The 15977-nt window shown below is 62.6% G+C and carries 10 protein-coding genes; 3 read left to right on the top strand and 7 right to left on the bottom strand.

Going from position 1 to position 15977, the window contains the following annotated elements; genetic code table 11:
• Positions 1 to 73 precede the first annotated feature (73 nt).
• Together OJ996_RS10085 and OJ996_RS10080 are read right to left on the bottom strand one after the other, a co-directional pair.
• Positions 74 to 1684, bottom strand: coding sequence for a c-type cytochrome domain-containing protein (locus tag OJ996_RS10085; protein ID WP_264513429.1), 1611 nt, complete (start codon positions 1682 to 1684; stop codon positions 74 to 76).
• A 56-nt stretch (positions 1685 to 1740) separates the two neighbouring features.
• Positions 1741 to 1968: a hypothetical protein gene (locus OJ996_RS10080; RefSeq protein ID WP_264513428.1), complete on the bottom strand. Its 228-nt coding sequence runs from the start codon at positions 1966 to 1968 to the stop codon at positions 1741 to 1743.
• 96 nt (positions 1969 to 2064) lie between these two features.
• Here OJ996_RS10080 and OJ996_RS10075 point away from each other — a divergent pair, with 96 nt between their 5' ends.
• Positions 2065 to 2637: a Uma2 family endonuclease gene (locus tag OJ996_RS10075; protein ID WP_264513427.1), complete on the top strand. Its 573-nt coding sequence runs from the start codon at positions 2065 to 2067 to the stop codon at positions 2635 to 2637.
• On the opposite strand, the gene OJ996_RS10070 is transcribed toward OJ996_RS10075, so the two are convergent.
• The 5 genes from OJ996_RS10070 to OJ996_RS10050 all read right to left on the bottom strand — a co-directional run bounded on the left by OJ996_RS10070 (position 2630) and on the right by OJ996_RS10050 (position 11559).
• The gene (locus OJ996_RS10070) at positions 2630 to 3619 is read right to left on the bottom strand and encodes an alpha/beta hydrolase family protein (protein WP_264513426.1); all 990 of its coding nucleotides are present in this window, start codon (positions 3617 to 3619) and stop codon (positions 2630 to 2632) included. The genes OJ996_RS10075 and OJ996_RS10070 overlap by 8 nt on opposite strands.
• Positions 3620 to 3672: 53 nt before the next feature.
• The gene (locus OJ996_RS10065) at positions 3673 to 3981 is read right to left on the bottom strand and encodes a DUF1493 family protein (protein WP_264513425.1); all 309 of its coding nucleotides are present in this window, start codon (positions 3979 to 3981) and stop codon (positions 3673 to 3675) included.
• Positions 3982 to 4136: 155 nt separating this feature from the next.
• Positions 4137 to 4481, bottom strand: a complete 345-nt coding sequence (locus OJ996_RS10060) for a hypothetical protein (RefSeq protein ID WP_264513424.1) — start codon at positions 4479 to 4481, stop codon at positions 4137 to 4139.
• 178 nt (positions 4482 to 4659) lie between these two features.
• Complete coding sequence (locus OJ996_RS10055) at positions 4660 to 8154, bottom strand: DEAD/DEAH box helicase (protein ID WP_264513423.1); 3495 nt, start codon at positions 8152 to 8154, stop codon at positions 4660 to 4662.
• Positions 8155 to 8430: 276 nt separating this feature from the next.
• Positions 8431 to 11559: a Calx-beta domain-containing protein gene (locus tag OJ996_RS10050; protein ID WP_264513422.1), complete on the bottom strand. Its 3129-nt coding sequence runs from the start codon at positions 11557 to 11559 to the stop codon at positions 8431 to 8433.
• Between the two features lie 149 nt (positions 11560 to 11708).
• Here OJ996_RS10050 and OJ996_RS10045 point away from each other — a divergent pair, with 149 nt between their 5' ends.
• Both OJ996_RS10045 and OJ996_RS10040 read left to right on the top strand, forming a co-directional pair.
• A complete protein-coding gene (locus OJ996_RS10045) occupies positions 11709 to 14255 on the top strand; it encodes a carbohydrate-binding domain-containing protein (protein WP_264513421.1) in 2547 nt (848 codons plus the stop codon).
• Between the two features lie 21 nt (positions 14256 to 14276).
• Complete coding sequence (locus tag OJ996_RS10040) at positions 14277 to 15926, top strand: leucine-rich repeat domain-containing protein (protein WP_264513419.1); 1650 nt, start codon at positions 14277 to 14279, stop codon at positions 15924 to 15926.
• Positions 15927 to 15977 lie beyond the last annotated feature (51 nt).

Genomic DNA, 15977 nt, shown 5'->3' with positions numbered 1-15977 from the left:
ACCTACACCACCGCCACCTCTCCAGATAGCGGTGGCTAAGATACTGGACCAAGCTATCAGAAGCAGGTCGGGATTACAGACCCATCACCACCTCGCATTCCGGGAGCTTCGCCTTGAGGGCGTCGATGCCGGCTTGGTCGACCTTGGTCTGCCAGAGGTAAAGTTTCTTGAGCTTCGGCAGGCCTGCGAGCTTCGCCACACCGTCATTGGTCACCTGGGTGCCGTAAAGGTTCAGCGATTCGAGATTCGGGAGACCGGCGAGGACATCGAGACCGGCATCGGTCAGAGCGGTTTCCGGGAGTCGGAGGGTCTTCAGGTCGGTGGCGCCCTTGAGCAAGGCCGCACCCTTGTCGGTCACGCCCGAAGCGGAGAGATCGAGCGAAACCATGGCCGGCATCACCGGCTCGAGCTTGGCCAAATCGTCGTCACCGAACTCCTTGCGCATGCTCACGGCGGTGAAAGTCACGCCGCTGGAAGCTTGGGACTCGAAATTGAGCGCGGCAGGGAACTCCTTGCGCAGGCGCTCCACCTCCACCTTCACGGACTCGCGCTTGTCGGCGGATGCCTTCTGCGCTTCTTCGGCAGCGGCCTTCTGCTGGGCGAGCTGTTCCGGTGGCACCACTTTGCCGAGAGCCATCTTGATCTCATCGGAGGCCTGGAGATCGGCAAGCTTGGCATCCTTCGAGGCACCGCCATCGATCCACCACTTCACGAGCAGCACTTCATGCGGCTCCAGATCCTTCTTGCCCTCCGGCGGCATGTGCTCGTCGTCGTCCTCGGGCAAATCGATGCGGACGATCACGTTGCTGTCGGCGGACTTGCCGTGGATAATGCCATCCCCTTCCTTGCCGCCCTTCACGAGCAGTTCGTATTCATCCATGCGGTACTTGCCCTTCTGCTTGTCGGCATTGTGGCAGGAGTAGCACTTCTGTTCGAGAATCGGTGCGATGATGTCGGTGTAGACCACCTGTTCGCCGGGAGCCTTCGCAGCGGCCACGGGCACGGTGCCATCGGCAGCAGGAGTTTCGCCGCCGGCAAGCGTATCGCCAGCTGGAGCGCCGCCCTTGATCTTCGGTTTCTTCTCCTCCTTGAGCGGGAGGCCGATCACCTGACGCACTTCATTCGGAGCATATTGGGTCAGGTAGTCTTTCCCGTGGGTGAGCGAGGCGCCATCGTGGCTGGCGAAGCCCATGACCGCGGAGCTGCCGAGCAGCATGGTGAGGTAGAGCCAAGTCCCCTTCCCACCCGCGACATCCACCCAGACCTTCACCACGAAGGCGGCCACGGTGCCGCAGGCGAAAATGATGCCGCCATTCAGGTGACGCTCGCCCAGCTCCTTGTCGTAATCCGACGACATGCTGTAATACAGGACGAAGCCGAGCAGGGTCGCGATGACCGCGGAGACCGCCGCAAGGAACATCGGCACTTGGGTGGAGCTGGAGGGCTTCTTGGAGAAGAGGCGGCCGAACTCAAGGGCCAGCACCAGCAGCAGCATGCCGATCGGCAAATGCAGCATCACCGGGTGGAAGCGCCCGAAGAACTTCGCCAGATCCGGCAAGCCCTCCTCCGGAGGGCTGCCCGCCCAAGCGGGCAGCATGGCGAGGGCTACGATCATCGCCAGACCTACCAAGGTCAGGAAGATCGGGCCGATAATGGAGCGGCGAGGAGAATCGGTATCGGTCATGGACGCGGGTGTTTACGCGGCTGGAGCGCCGCTTTTTCGGCAGAATTCCCGAAAAATCAAACATCAACTACCTGCCCTTGCGGCTTTGGGGGAGTCTTTTCCTTGCGACCCAAAAAGGGTACTAGACGGCTGAGGTCGATTCCCAACACTCCCATGGCCTTCACGAAGATGATGAGGGCGGTGGCTTCGTCGATAAGAGGCAGAGGGTCCGGAACCCAACCAAGCGGGGTAAAGACGTAAGCTCCCGAGATCAGGGCGAGAATCAGGGCAATGAACTTCTTCACGATGGCGCATCATACGCGACTTCCCCGGGATTTCTACCGGCGTTAGAGGGCGGCGGGGGCTTGCGGGATCAACGGTTTTCGGGTAGATCCCCTGCTGTGACCGCCCTGAAACAGCCTTCGCTCGTAAGCGTCTCCGACTATCTGGACGGCGAGGAGCTTTCCGACGTAAGGCATGAGTATCTCGGCGGAGAGATCCATGCCATGGCGGGGGCGACAAATCGTCACAATGCCATCGCCTCCAACGCCCTCATCAGCTTGGGCATTGTTTTGCGTGGTCGGCCCTGCCAGCCCTTTAACAGCGACACCAAGATCCGGATCGAGCAATCCGACCACGTGCGTTTCTACTACCCGGACGCCATGGTGGTCTGCCATCCGAATCCGGATAGCGATCGGTTCCAAGACCATCCGGTCGTGGTCATCGAGGTGATCAGCGGATCCACCCGTCGCACGGATCTGGGAGAGAAGCGGGCTGCCTATCTCGGAATCCCCTCGCTCAAGGTGCTGATCTTCGTTGAATCGGAAGAAGCGCGTGTGGTCTTGCATCGTCGTCGAGTGGACGGGGGTTTTGCGGTCGAGCAGCACGACGGCTTAGATGCGGTAGTCCCTCTGCCGGAAGTCGAAGCAGAACTGAGATTGGCCGAGCTCTACGAACGGGTGAACTTCACTTGATGGCCCCGGCCTTCGCCTGCGGGTTCATCTCCCACTTGTCCTCGGCGATCAGGACCGACTTCGCGCCGGGCCCGTTCAGCCAGGTTTTCGCCTCCTTGTCGCCTTTCAACTCAGCGTCCCAAAAGGCGGTGCTCAGGGCGAGGATGGCGCGGTGGTAGCGTGGGCTGCCAACCTTGCCGGGCCGCTGCCCGAAATCCATGTGGGTGGCCTTGTCGAACACGACCTGCCAAGCCGCGGCCTGCTTCAAGTGCGGGAAGACATCGAGACGGCTCTCGGGAGAGGTATTGCCAATCGGGCTGTCATCCAAGGTGCCGGTCATCAGCAAGCAAGGGATCTTCACCGAGGCGAAGGAGGTCGCGGCATCTCCCACCCTCGGCGGGCTGGGGCTGAACATGACGGCGGCATCAATTCTCTGCTCCGCGAAGGAGACCCGCCCGGCAGCGGCGCTCTGACCCGCCATCGCCTGGGTGGTCTGGGCACCAAAGGAATGACCGGACATGCCGATATGCTCGAGGTCCAAGCGGCCGTGGAGAGCATGCTTCTCCTCGGCGTTCCATCCAGCGAGCGCATCGATCACCGCAGGGATGTCCCCCACCCGCGCACGGTAATTTTCCAGCGAGGCCGCCTTCCTCATCGCCGCCATGCGCTCCGGCCCGGCGGCGTCCTTCCACACGCTTTCATCGCTGCCGAGGTGCTGCACGAAGACGACCGCATATCCCCTACCCGCCCAGTGATTGCCGAGATAGGGGCTATTGTCCCGCGAGCCGCCGAGACCGTGCGAGAACAGGATAACCGGAGCCGGCTTCTTGCTGGCGGGCAGATAGACGCGTACCGGCAGGCTGCGATCCCGTTTGGCGTCCTTCACCTCAAAGGTTTGGGAATCGATCTTCGCGTCGGGAACTTTGATCGGATCGTAGGCCGCTGCAGAAGCCAGCCCGGCCGCTGCGATCATCGCGAAGATCCACGCCGCAATCGATTTCATGATAAGGGGATCAACCCGGTCGCTTCAATTCGGTTGCGGCGGGGAATCCGCATTCAAGAAGTTCCGCTGATCCAGCGCCCCGCAGCGGCGGCCTCCGCCAAGCGGGCAATGGTGATGGGAATCAAGGGCGCGGAGGGATGGATGGTGAAAGGACTCCATCCCGCTTCCGGACCGAAATGCCGGAGATGCTCGTAGCCTGTTAGATCGATACCAAAGCGGGAGGCGAACTCCTCCGTCAGCTCTTCCGCGTCGTCTCCATCGATGCCGAGGTCTTCACTCAGGCGCGTGTCCGGGCTCAGAGTAGAAGGATTGCGGCCCGTCGATTCGGAGATGAGGTCGATGACTTCCGTGAGTTTGGTCATGGGGCGGCGGAGTAGATACTGGACCTTGGGTTTATCGGAAGAGGGTGCAGCAGCGGGGTTGAACCCGCTGCAAGCCTTGATGAGATCCAAGCCTGCGGACCGGGCAAACGCGGCCATTTGTCCAAAAGAGAAGCCCTATCACTTGAAGGCAGCACCTAGGCCTCGATGATCCTGTAATATAGCAGAAGCAAAACAAGTCCAAGACAGAGCAAGACGACCGGAAGCGTGCTGAGACACCAGAATGCTTTCCCGAGCTCTCTCGCGCCATAAGGTCTGTCGGTGGTTCTGAATACCTTGATCAACAAGGGCGCCATCATGACCCAGAAGCCGGTGCCACAAAAGCCTGTGAGCAGGACGAGCACGATCCACAGGCCTTCTTTCGTCATCCAATTTCCCGAGATCCGATCACCTATCATGATCCACGCTGCAAAGGCCCAGTAAGCGGCAGTGGCGATCGACATCACCTTGGTGGCATTGGCGGATATGATTGTCAGATTCACGGGGATATCAGGATGATGTCCAAACACCGGCAGAAAGCAAGACGGCCAATTCAGAGCGGAAGTCGCCAATCACCAACAAACCTCGCGCACCTGATCCCAGCGATACCCACAATGCCAAAAAAGAGCGGCTGCCCGGATGGGGCAGCCGCCTTGGTAGAAGCGTTTCGCTCGAGGAACCTTAGCTCGGTTCCTCGTCCTCGCCGCCGTGGTTGAGGATGAACTGCAGGTCTTCCAGGCCGAGGTTCGAGGCGAAGCCTTCGTCGCCGAGCACGTTGGTGACGAGCTGGGTCTTCTGGTGCTGGAGGATACGGATCTTCTCTTCCACGGTGTCGCGGGTGAGGAGACGATACGCGATGACCTTGTTCTTCTGACCGATACGGTGGGTACGGTCGATGGCCTGGTTCTCCACGGCCGGGTTCCACCACGGATCGTAGAGGATGACGTAGGACGCGGAGGTCAGGTTCAGACCGGCACCACCGGCCTTCAGCGAGAGCATGAAGACGGACGGATCCTTGGTGGTCTGGAAGCGCTCGATCTCGCCCTTACGATCCTTCGTCTGACCGGTGAGGTAGTGGAAGGGACGGGCTTCGAGTTCGAGGCGTGCCTTGATCAGGTCGAGCATCGAGACGAACTGCGAGAAGACGAGCACCTTGTGGCCTTCCTCGTGGAGCTGGTCCAAGAGGTAGAAGAGGGACTCCATCTTCGCGGACTCTTCCTTCAGGTACTTCGGATCGATGAGGCCGGGGTGACAGCAGATCTGGCGGAGGCGCATGAGGCCTTGCAAGATCGCGAAGGAGTTCTTCTTCACCGCCTCGTCGGAATCGAGTCCGAGGAGGGCCTTCTGGATGCGCTTCAGCTCGGCCTTGTAGAGCTCCTGCTGGATGTTCTCCATCTTGGAGTAGACCTCCTCTTCCGTCCGCGGCGGCAGGTCCTGGGCCACCTGCAGCTTGGTGCGGCGGAGCAGGAAGGGACGCAGGCGGGCGGCGAGGCGATTCTGCGAGAGCGGGTCCTTCCGCTTGTCGAAGCGCTTCTTGAAGTAGGCGCGGCTACCGAGCACACCGGGCATGGCGAAGGCCATGAGCGACCACATGTCCAGCAGGCGGTTTTCGATCGGCGTACCGGTAAGGACCAGGCGGTTCGCGGAGTCCAGCTCACGGGCGCACTTGGCGGCCTTCGAGTCCGGGTTCTTGATCTGCTGGCCTTCGTCGAGGATGGTGGTGAGCCACTTGATCTCGTTCAGGAGATCGCCGCAGACGCGGAGCTGGGCGTAGTTCAGCACCAGCATGTCGATGTTCTCCTGGGTGTCCTTCACGTCCAAGTCCTCGCGGTTGCGAAGCACCTTCACGCGGATGCCGGGGGCGAACTTCACGGCCTCGCTGGCCCACACGTCCAAGACGGACTTCGGACAGACGACGAGCACCGGGCGGTGGTCTTCCTTCTTCGCCTCGGCTTCCTCCATCAGCCAGAGCACGTAGGTGAGGGATTGGATCGTCTTACCAAGACCCATGTCGTCGGCGAGGATGCCGCCGAAGCCGTTGGTGGCGAGGTAGGCGAGGAAGCGGAAGCCATCGACCTGATAGGGTCGCAGGGTAGCGTTGAGCTTGGTCGGAACGGGTGGGAGCACCTCGATCTGGATATCGCCGGCGCGGTCCTTGATCCGCTTCCATGCCTTCGGGTCGAAGACATCGGCGGCCTTCGGATCGGCAAGCTGCAGGGCGTGCATGCGGTGCGTTTCGCCGGAAAGGTCGAAGGGATCGAGACCGAGGCGGGTGACGGCCTCGCGCTGGTCGGCATCGAGCTTGATCTCAAGCCGCATCCACGAGCCGTCTTCCATGCGGACGTAGCCGCCACGGGCCGCGACGAGCTGGCGGATCTGCGCCTTCGAGAGATTGACGCCTTCCACATCGATGACGATGCGCAGGTCGAACCAGTCGATTTCCTGGTTGATCACCTCGAAGCGAACCGCGGCAGTGACCGGGTCGTTGAGGATCGACTTCAGGCGCAGGTCGATATCGAGCGTGACGGACTCGGGCATCGCCTTGATCCACTCCGCGAATTTCTCGGGGAATTGCTTGGTGATGCGCGATTTGAAGGCCAGCAGCTTCTCGTCGTAGGTGAGGCCCATCTCTTCGAGAAGGCGCGGCACGGGGTAAAGTTCCTCGCGGGCGAAACGGAGGAGCTGCTTGCCCTTGAGCGGGGCCTGCTCGACCAGCTCCCAGCCTTCCTTGGTCAGGCGCTCGGTGCGGCGTTCCTTCGACTCGATGGCGGTGACGTCGATGACGAGGTGCTCGGTTTCCGCGGCGGTGAGGCCGGCGACAAGCTTGAGCTCGAACTTCGGCTTCAGCTCCAGATCGACCACGCGCTTCTTGAGCGACTCCGGCAGGGTGGCCCCAATCTTGCGGAGGAACTCCACGCCTTCGAGCGAGTCGATCACGCGCTTCGGAATGAGGTAGCGCGGCATCACTTCCGTCTCCTCCAGCCAGCGCGGCGGGCCGGGGAACACAGTTTCGTCGGATTGATAGAGCTCCTTTCGACCCGGCAACATGCGCACCGAGTGCGACACGTTCTCGCCGCCGGCGGTGACGAGTTGCAGGGCGAAGCTGTTCGGATCATACGGATCATCTTCGCAGACCCACTTCAGGGCGTCCGTCACCACCTTGAACTCGCGCTCGTCGAGGTTCACCAGGTAGCCCTTCAGGGCCGGCTGGCGGAAGACGCGGTTCATGAAGCGGCAGGCTTCCTCCTGATCGAAGTCGAAGGTGATCTCGTTCTGATCGCGGAAGTAGGAGAGAAAATGCTCCCACAGCACTTGGCTGGAGGCATCCATGCGGAGTGCGGCCTGATGGTGCATCTGCACCAGGCGCTCGATCTCGTTCTTCTCGCGAATCTGGGTCCAGAGGCCGTTCACGCCCTCCTTCACCTCGATGCGGGCTTCGTTGATCGTGGCGACCAAGCGGAAGGCCACCTCGATCGGCGGATCCTGCGGCGGGCGCTCGTTGACCTGCTCGATGCGGTCATACCAGGAAGCGACCTCGCGCTCCTGCTCCCAATCCGCCATCTTCTTCTGAACGTGGGCCAGATCGGTGATCACGTTCATGAACTCCGGGTAAGGGAGCTTCTTCTTGTAGAAGGCGTAGGCCAGGTAGTTCCAGAACTCGAGGATGTCCCCCGGCGGCATCGGCCAGAGTTCCAGCGGCTCGTAGGTGGTGATTTCCCAGCGCGGCGTGATGCGGACCATGTCGTGGTCGTGCAGCTCGCCTTCGATCACGTAGCGGCGGTAGCGCTTCTCGATCTTGGAAACGAAGTCGGCCTCTTTGTCGTCCAACTCGCGGCCCAGCTTGTCCTCGATGATGTCGAGGATCGGGGTGTCATCGAATTCGTTCGGCGATTCCGGCAGGTCCTCGCCGCGGTGCATGCGCTCCATCATGGTCGCATACTGGCAGGCGCCGGAGATCAGCTCGTCCTCCGCAGTGCAGGAGCCGAACCAGCGGTTCCCCTGGAGACGCAGGCTGGTGCGGAAGGTGCCGGACTCGTCCTCGACGCGGCCTTGGATGAAAAGGTGATTGCCGAAGATCTGCGTGACGGCCCCGTCTTTCTGGAGTTTTTCCCCGCGCTTTCGGGCGTCCTCGGGGAAGCTGTTTAGGAAATTCAGGGTCGCGCGGTCCGGATTCATGAGTGGAAAAGCGATGCTTCCGCCATCGCATCCTTCCGGCACCTTGCACAAGGAAGGACGCGATGGCGGGCCGCGACGATAGACCCCGCTTTCCGAAAGGGGCAACAAAAACCTTGAATGGGCTTTTGTAAGGAAATTTACGAAGGCCCGGAACGGAACCCTTTGAGATCCCGAGGCTGTGGCCGGGGATGCCCGAAGCGGGGAGCGGGATGCTGACACACGCTCCCGCTGAACGATGACGATCTCCGGAGCCCCGACAGAGAGAAGGCAGGATGACTACTCCGTCGCAACCGCGGGCAAGGCGACATATTCGAAGCCCGCAGACCCATCACTGCGAGAGCGAGAAAAGATCACGGCTGCGTCATCCAAGAGGGCGATGCCCACGCCGGTGTCGTGCATGCTGCTGGCGTGGAATGATGATTGCAGGCGGATCGCAGGAGAATCGGCGGAATTCCAGAGCATCACCGGGCGGTGGCCGATGGTATCCTCCCGCTCGAAATCGGAGATGCCTTCCAGATGCCCTGAACCCACAAGGATCCGGCCACCGCGGGTGGCGACACGGGTGCCGAAGCCATCCCAGCCCTCTTCAAGACCGGAGCCCAAGCGGGCGAGTTGATTCCGGCCATCCACCGAGTAGACCCATGCTGCGCCGGGCGCGACGGAGGAGGCCTCACCCACCACGAGATAGGGCCCGTGCGCGGCGAGCGAGTAACCGAAAAAGCCACGCCCGACCGGCGAGGGACTCTCCAAGGTGGCCACCTGCGTGAAGCGCCCGAGTTCGTAGCCGAACACTTTACCGCCACCTTCATAGACCGGAGATCCCACCCAGAGAACATGGTCGGTGATGGCCAGCGAGAAACCGAAAAGACCGGAATCAAAGACGGGGCGGATGGTTGCCACAACCTTGTTGGTTTTGGCGTTCCGCAGTTCCACAAAGCGCACGAAGCCCTCCGTGGTGGAGACGCGGTAGCTGGAGGCGAGGAAGCCGCCGCCCGTGGCCTGGGCGATCAACCGGGAACGGGTGGGCACGAGCTTGGCTTTTGGCTTTGTCGTATTCGTCCCGCTCACCACGGTGAAGCCCTCTCCCCCACCCTTGACCGAGGCGGCAAAGACCCGCTCGCCATCAAAGGCGATCGCGTGGTCTTTGTTGTATCCGAGCGTGTCGATCGGTGGACGGAGGAAGGTGCCGGCAGGGAGCACGAGCTTGGAGCCCGATGTCAGGACTCCGCCCTCAAAGACGAATGATTCCAAGGAGTTCCCGGATTCCGATCCGGTCCAAAGACGGTTGCCGCTCACCGCCAGTGCGGAAGGATTCGTGGTCTGCGCGGGAACGAAGGTGAGTGGTTCGGAAAGATCCTCGGTGATGGTAAGCGGGGTGAGGCGCGGGCTCTGACCCGAAGCCCCCGCTGCGTTCACCGTCGTGACGAGATGGGTGGTGAAGTCATAGATCTGAGGCTGCTCCTGACCACCGGAGAGGCGGAATACGATGTCACCGGACGGCAGATGCTCGAAGCTGGCATCGCCGATCGTCGATGCGGGGTCGCTCCACTCCGCCGTGATATCGAGCGGCTGCAGCGTGCGCTCGGCCCGGGTGACAATCTCCTTCGCGGCGGGGCCTTCAGCCACTGGCAGGCCATCGAGAGCCAGCACCGGGAGGCCGTCGAAGAACCCATAACGGACATATCCCTCTCCATAGCCCAAGGTGAGCTTGCCGCCACCGACACCAAAGGGAGCGAAGTCGAAGACCTCCAGCAGCTCCCCCGTGGTCGCGTGGAATTGGCAGATCTTCATGTGGTAGGAATCGCTGCCATGCGGCAGTGCGCGGGCATAGCGGAAGCCATCCCCGGCATCGGCAACCGGCCAGAAGCAATCGAAGCCATGCATCCGGGCGTCCACCGTCACCGCACCGATACTAAACCTGCGGGCACCCCCGACCGGGGATATGGAATCATCGAGGGTTGAAACGACAGCGCCGCCAATGTCCTCCTTCACGACTTCCAACAAGCGGGCTCCGGAGCCGCGGATTCGTCCATAGCTGGACGATGGCTCACAGGTGGCACCTGCCAGCGAGGTGATTTTCAGCTCGAGCGTCTCAGGCGCCTCGATCGTGAGATCCTCGATCAGCGGCACATCGATGTAGGCCTCATGCTGGCCCGCGGGGATCACGACCGTGCCGGAGCTGGCGGTGAAATCCGTGCCCGAGACCGCGCTGTGCCCGGCGGTCTCATAGCCGATGGTGACGGGAGACGCGGAGGGCATGTCGAGACGGGCGGTGAAGCGGATCTTGCCATCCCGCTCGTCCGCGACCGGGCTATTCAGAGTCAGCTGCCGGCCCGCCGAGATATCGAGACGGTGGACCCAGTTCGACCACGCAAAGTAAGGCGACTCCGTGTACTGCGTGGGACTTCTCAGGTAGATGCTGTCCGGTCCCGTGGAGACGATCGAATAGTTCCGCAACCCGGGAGGAAGACCCACCGGCACCCTCTGCGGGCCTGCGGCACCGAACTCGATGCGGTGGAGACTGACGTCCCGATAGCTGGCCCAGTTCAACAAGGTATCCCCCGCCTCGGCCCAACTGCCCCAAGGGCTCATCCTCGGCACGAGATAGAGGCCGGGCTTTCCGTTCCGGAGCGGATCGGTGTAGCGGATGATGACTTCGGTCCCGTCCAGGGTGACCACCGCGAACTCCTTCCCGAAGTAAGAGACCCAGTCCCAAGCCCCCGGGAGCGCGGCGATCTTCATCTTCACGACATCGCGGCGGCTGAAGTCCGGATACGCCATGCGATGCAGCCGGAACTTCCCCCGGGAATCGCGGGAGCTGAAGACGATGTCATTCTCCCGACCCTTAAGCTGCTGGACGCGGAGCGAGGTTTCGACGCGCCCGATCTGGTTGAAGGTCTGGCGATCGTGGAACTTGATGCCGTCCCAATCCTGCGCGTGCTCGGTGCGGACGATCAGGTAGCGGTCGGTCACGTCGCTGAGATCGTGAGTCCAGATGCCACTGGTGCCGCGGATCGGGACCGAAGGATCGCGATTCACGACATCGAAGGTGCCGCCGTTCGCCAGGAAGAGATCGTCCCCGTTGACGAAGGACTGCATGTTGTAGCGGTTGGCGATCAGGCCTTCGGGCAGGATCCGCTCACTGTAGTTGCTACCATCCTTGTTCCAGAACTTCACCTTCAGCCACTCGTAGCGGCGCGCGTCCCAGTCGTCGTTGTAGTGCCACTCCGCGCTCACGACCATGTCACCCGACTCCAGGAACGGCGCGGCGGTGAAAGTCTGGAGATCGAAGGTGTTCAGGATCCGGCCCTGAGGTGCCTGCGCGGTCAGGCCGGCGGCGGAGAGCAGATAGGCGGAGACCGCGAGGGCAAGACGGGAACTGCCGCGGAGGATAGGGCAAAACATCGCGCGCGATAAGGGGTTGCCCGTCTATCTTATGTCAAGGTCGGCACGATGAAGAATCCGGGAAGAACCGGGCCGCGACGAAATTGTGCGGAGACGCCGGGCTTAACGTCCGCTTAATCGACAGTCCGCTAAGGTCCGTGGCAGAATCTATGATCGCACGGAACCTCTTCGCGGCGGCGGCATGCCTCAGTATTCTTCCGATCGCCAGCACACTTGCGGCTGACCGCGACTACGTGGAGGACAGCGACTTCACCAAGACCGTGACGATCGCCTTCAGCGGCAGCAGCGCCACGGTGACGAACGGCGCGGGCGTGACGATCACCTCCGCTGCGGGCTCCTCCGGGATCGTCATCGACTCCGCGGTGGAGGGGGTGAACTACATCCTCTCCGGCAGCTCCGCGAGCGGCTACGTGCAGATCAGCAGCAGCTACCCGGCGAAGGTGACGCTGAACGGCGTGAGCCTGACGAGCACCGACGGCCCGGCGATCTCCATCCTCTCGACCGAGCGCGGCTTCGTCGATCTGGCGGAGGGCAGCAGCAACAGCCTGACGGATAGCGCGAGCTACACGCGGAGCGGTTCGGGCGCCCTGCATGCCACGGGACCGATGATCCTGAGCGGACACGGCAGCCTGACGGTGGCCGGGATGAAGTCCCATGCCATTAACAGCAACTCCTATCTGCGGGCGCTGGGCGGAGATGTGAAGGTAAGCAGCGCGGTGAAGGATGCGGTGCATGTGAATGCCTACTTCCGCATGGACCACGGCAATCTGGACCTGGCAGCCACGGGCGACGGCATCGACGCGGATGCGGGCTACGTGCTGATCAACGGCGGCAGCATCAAGGTGCGCAGCACGGTGGCGGACACCAAGGGAATCAAGTGCGACGGCACCATGACGGTGAACGGCGGCGCAATCAACATGACCGTGGACGGCGTGCAGGGCAAAGGTCTCTCCAACAAGGCGGACCTGGCCATCAACGGCGGCAGCCTGGCCTTCAACCTGAGCGGCGCGGTCTATCTGGAGACGGTCACCGGCACGTCAGGCAGCTATGTGGATCCCTCCTACTGCACCGCGATCAAGAGCGATGCGAACGTGGCGATCACCGGCGGGAGCATCACCATCACCCACACCGGCACGGCGGGCAAAGGGATCTCCGCAGGCGGGAATGTCAGCATCAGCGGCGGCAGCGTGGATGTGGCGACCAGCGGCGGCGTTTCCACCAGCTACACGAACTCGCTGGGAGCGACCGATGCTGCATCCGCGGACGGGATCAAGGCGGACGGGACCCTGACGATTACCAATGGCAGCGTAACCGCCAGCAGCAGCGGTGCGAGCGGCGATTGCCTGGCATCGGATCTCGCGCTGTCGATCAGCGGCGGGACGGTGGCAATCACCGTGGACGGCGCTTCGGGCGATGGCATCGGGACCAAGCAGGCGCTCACCATCTCCGGAGGCACGCTGGGTTTCACGGCGCGCGGTGCGCAATCGAAGGCGATGAAGAGCGGCACGGACATGACGATCCAAGGCGGTGTGTTCAGCTTCGCGATGTCCGGCGCGGCGGTCTTGGAGCAAATCACCGGCACCACGCGCTACAATCCCTCCTACTGCACGGCCATGAAGTGCGACGGCAACCTGAACGTGAGTGCCGGGACCATCGGCATCACCCACAGCGGGCAAGCTGGCAAGGGCATCTCCGTGGATGGTAACATCACCATCAGCGGCGGCAGCTTCAATATCGCGACCAGCGGGTCGAACACTTCTTCTTTTACGAATGCCTCCGGCACACTGGACATGGCGGCAGCGGATTGCCTGAAGGGAGACGGCAACCTCACCATTACCGGCGGCACGATCATCACCAGCAGCACGGGCGCTGCAGCGGATGCGATTGCCTGCGACGGCGTGGCCACCATCGGCGTGCTTGGAGTGGCCTCCACGCCGGTGATCAGCGCTAGCACCAGCGGTGCGCGGGTGCTCCTCTCCGGTAGCGGCCAAAGCGCCGACTATGTGAATCCGAAAGCCGTCAAGGCGGGCGGCAACCTGACCATGAACGGCGGCAGCTATACCGGCAGCACCGCGCAGAACGGCGGCGAAGGACTGGAGAGCAAGGCCAACCTGACGATCGCGGGCGGCACCGTGGAGATCAACTCCTATGACGACGGGATCAATGCCAGCACCAAGATCACCATCAGCGGCGGCTCGGTGTATTGCTACAGCTCGAACAACGACGGCATCGACTCGAACGGCACTATCCTGATCAGCGGCGGCGTGATCGTGAGCTCCGGCTACAACGCACCGGAGGAAGGATTCGACTGCGACCAGAACAACTTCACCATCACCGGCGGCATCATGATCGGCACGGGCGGTGCCACCAGCACGCCCACGGCATCCACCAGTACGCAGCGCTCGGTGGTGTATCGCGGGCCGGGCACGGCGAACGTGATCCTGCAGGTGAAGCCCGCGAGCGGCAGCACCTTCGTCTACAAGCTCCCGCGCACCTACTCCAACGGCAGTAGCACGGGCATCACGATGCTCTTCAGCCTGCCCACCCTGGCCGCGGGCACCAGCTACAGCATCCTGAGCGGTGTGACGGTCAGCGGCGGCACGGAATTCCACGGTCTCTACACCGGAGCCACCGTGAGCGGCGGCACCACGCTCAAGACCTTCACGCCCACCAACATGGTGACGACCGTCCAGTAAGAACCCTCAAGAGACGCGCACATGAAATCGCTCCGATTCCTCGCCCTCGTCCCGCTGCTCTGCGGGGCCGCTCTCGCGCAATCCTTCACCTACACGGTGGTGGAGAGCAAAACGATCATCACCGGCTTCTTCGTGGAGCCGAGCGGGGCGGTCACGGTGCCGGCCACGCTGGGCGGCTTCAATGTCACCCAGATCGGGCGCTCCGCCTTCAAGGACCGCACGGGCATCACCAGCATCAGCTTCGCCAGCGGGGCGAACGTGGTGAAGATCGGTGCGACCGCCTTCCAAGGTTGCACCGGGCTCCTTTCGATCTCGCTCCCGGCCGGATCGACGGTGATTCCGAACGGGGTCTTCCAAGGCTGCACGAGCCTGAACTCGGTCACGATCCCGGCAACGGTCACGAGCATCGGGGATTCCGCCTTCGCGGAGTGCCGCAGCCTAGCATCGCTGAGCTTGCCGAGCGCGCTGAGCGGCATCGGCGAGTCGGCTTTCTTGAACTGCCGGAGCCTCGGCGCGCTGACGATTCCGAGCGGCGTCTCCCTCATCCCGGCGCAGATGTGTCATGAATGCCGGGCGCTGAGCTCCGTCTCACTGCCCGCCGGCGTGACGAAGATCGGCGATTCCGCCTTCTACAACTGCACCGCCCTGACAAGCTTCACCCTGCCGGACGCGGTGAGCTCGGTGGGTCACGATGCCTTCCACGGTTGCAAGGGGATCACGGGCTTCGGAATTAACGCGGCACTGACCACGCTGGGCGAGCAGGTGCTGCGCGGTTGCAGCAATCTGGCGGCCATCACCGTGGCGGCAGCGAACCCGAGCTTCAGCAGCGCGGGCGGGGTGCTCTTCAACAAGGCCCAGACTTCCCTGCTACTGTGCCCGGAGGCGAAGACGGGGAGCTATGCCATCCCAGCCGGAGTGAGCAGCTGGGCGAGCGGTGCCTTCGCACACTGTGACGGACTCACCGGCATGAGCATTCCGGCAGGTGTTTCCAGCATCCCCGCGGATGCCTTCTACTATGCGGGCAGTATCACCATCCTGAGCATCCCGGAGGGAACAACCGCGATCGGCGAGTGGGCCTTCGCAGGCTGTGATGGTCTGAGCGAAGTGAGTTTCCCCGCCAGCTTGAGCAGCCTCGGCAGCGATGCCTTCCACCACTGCCGCGAACTGGAATCGGCCGTCTTCAACGGCAATGCCCCGGCGATGGGCACGAATGTCTTCGCCAGCACGGCGGAGGGCTTCACCGTTTATTTCCAGACCTCCAGCAGCGGCTTCACCACACCCACCTGGCTCGGCTATCCGGCAGAGGAGATCGGCGGCCAGACGGTGATCACCACCTGGCTCACGGCGAATGGATTCAGCACCGGCACCTCGCTGGATTCCGACCCGAATGGCGATGGCGTGAGCCTGCTGATGGCCTATGCCTTCGGGCTCGATCCGAATGCGAACCTGGCCGGCAGCATGCCGCAGCCGGTGGTGAGCGGCGGGACGCTGAGCCTGAGCTTCCACGGCGACGCGGAGGGCATCAGCTACTCGGTGCAGGCCAGCGAAAATCTTTCCTCTTGGAGCACCGAGGGAGTGACTCTCACGACTCCGGATGCGAACGGGATGAGAACGGCTACTGTCACGGCAGGGAGCGGGAAGAAGTTCGTGCGGGTGGTGGTCGGGATGTAGGCGCGGTGGTGACGCTGATTTGACAGCCCGGCATGAGCCTAGCTTCATCCG

This window comes from Luteolibacter rhizosphaerae (genome assembly GCF_025950095.1).
GTDB lineage: Bacteria > Verrucomicrobiota > Verrucomicrobiia > Verrucomicrobiales > Akkermansiaceae > Haloferula > Haloferula rhizosphaerae.
This window is presented reverse-complemented; position numbering and strand designations above follow the sequence as displayed.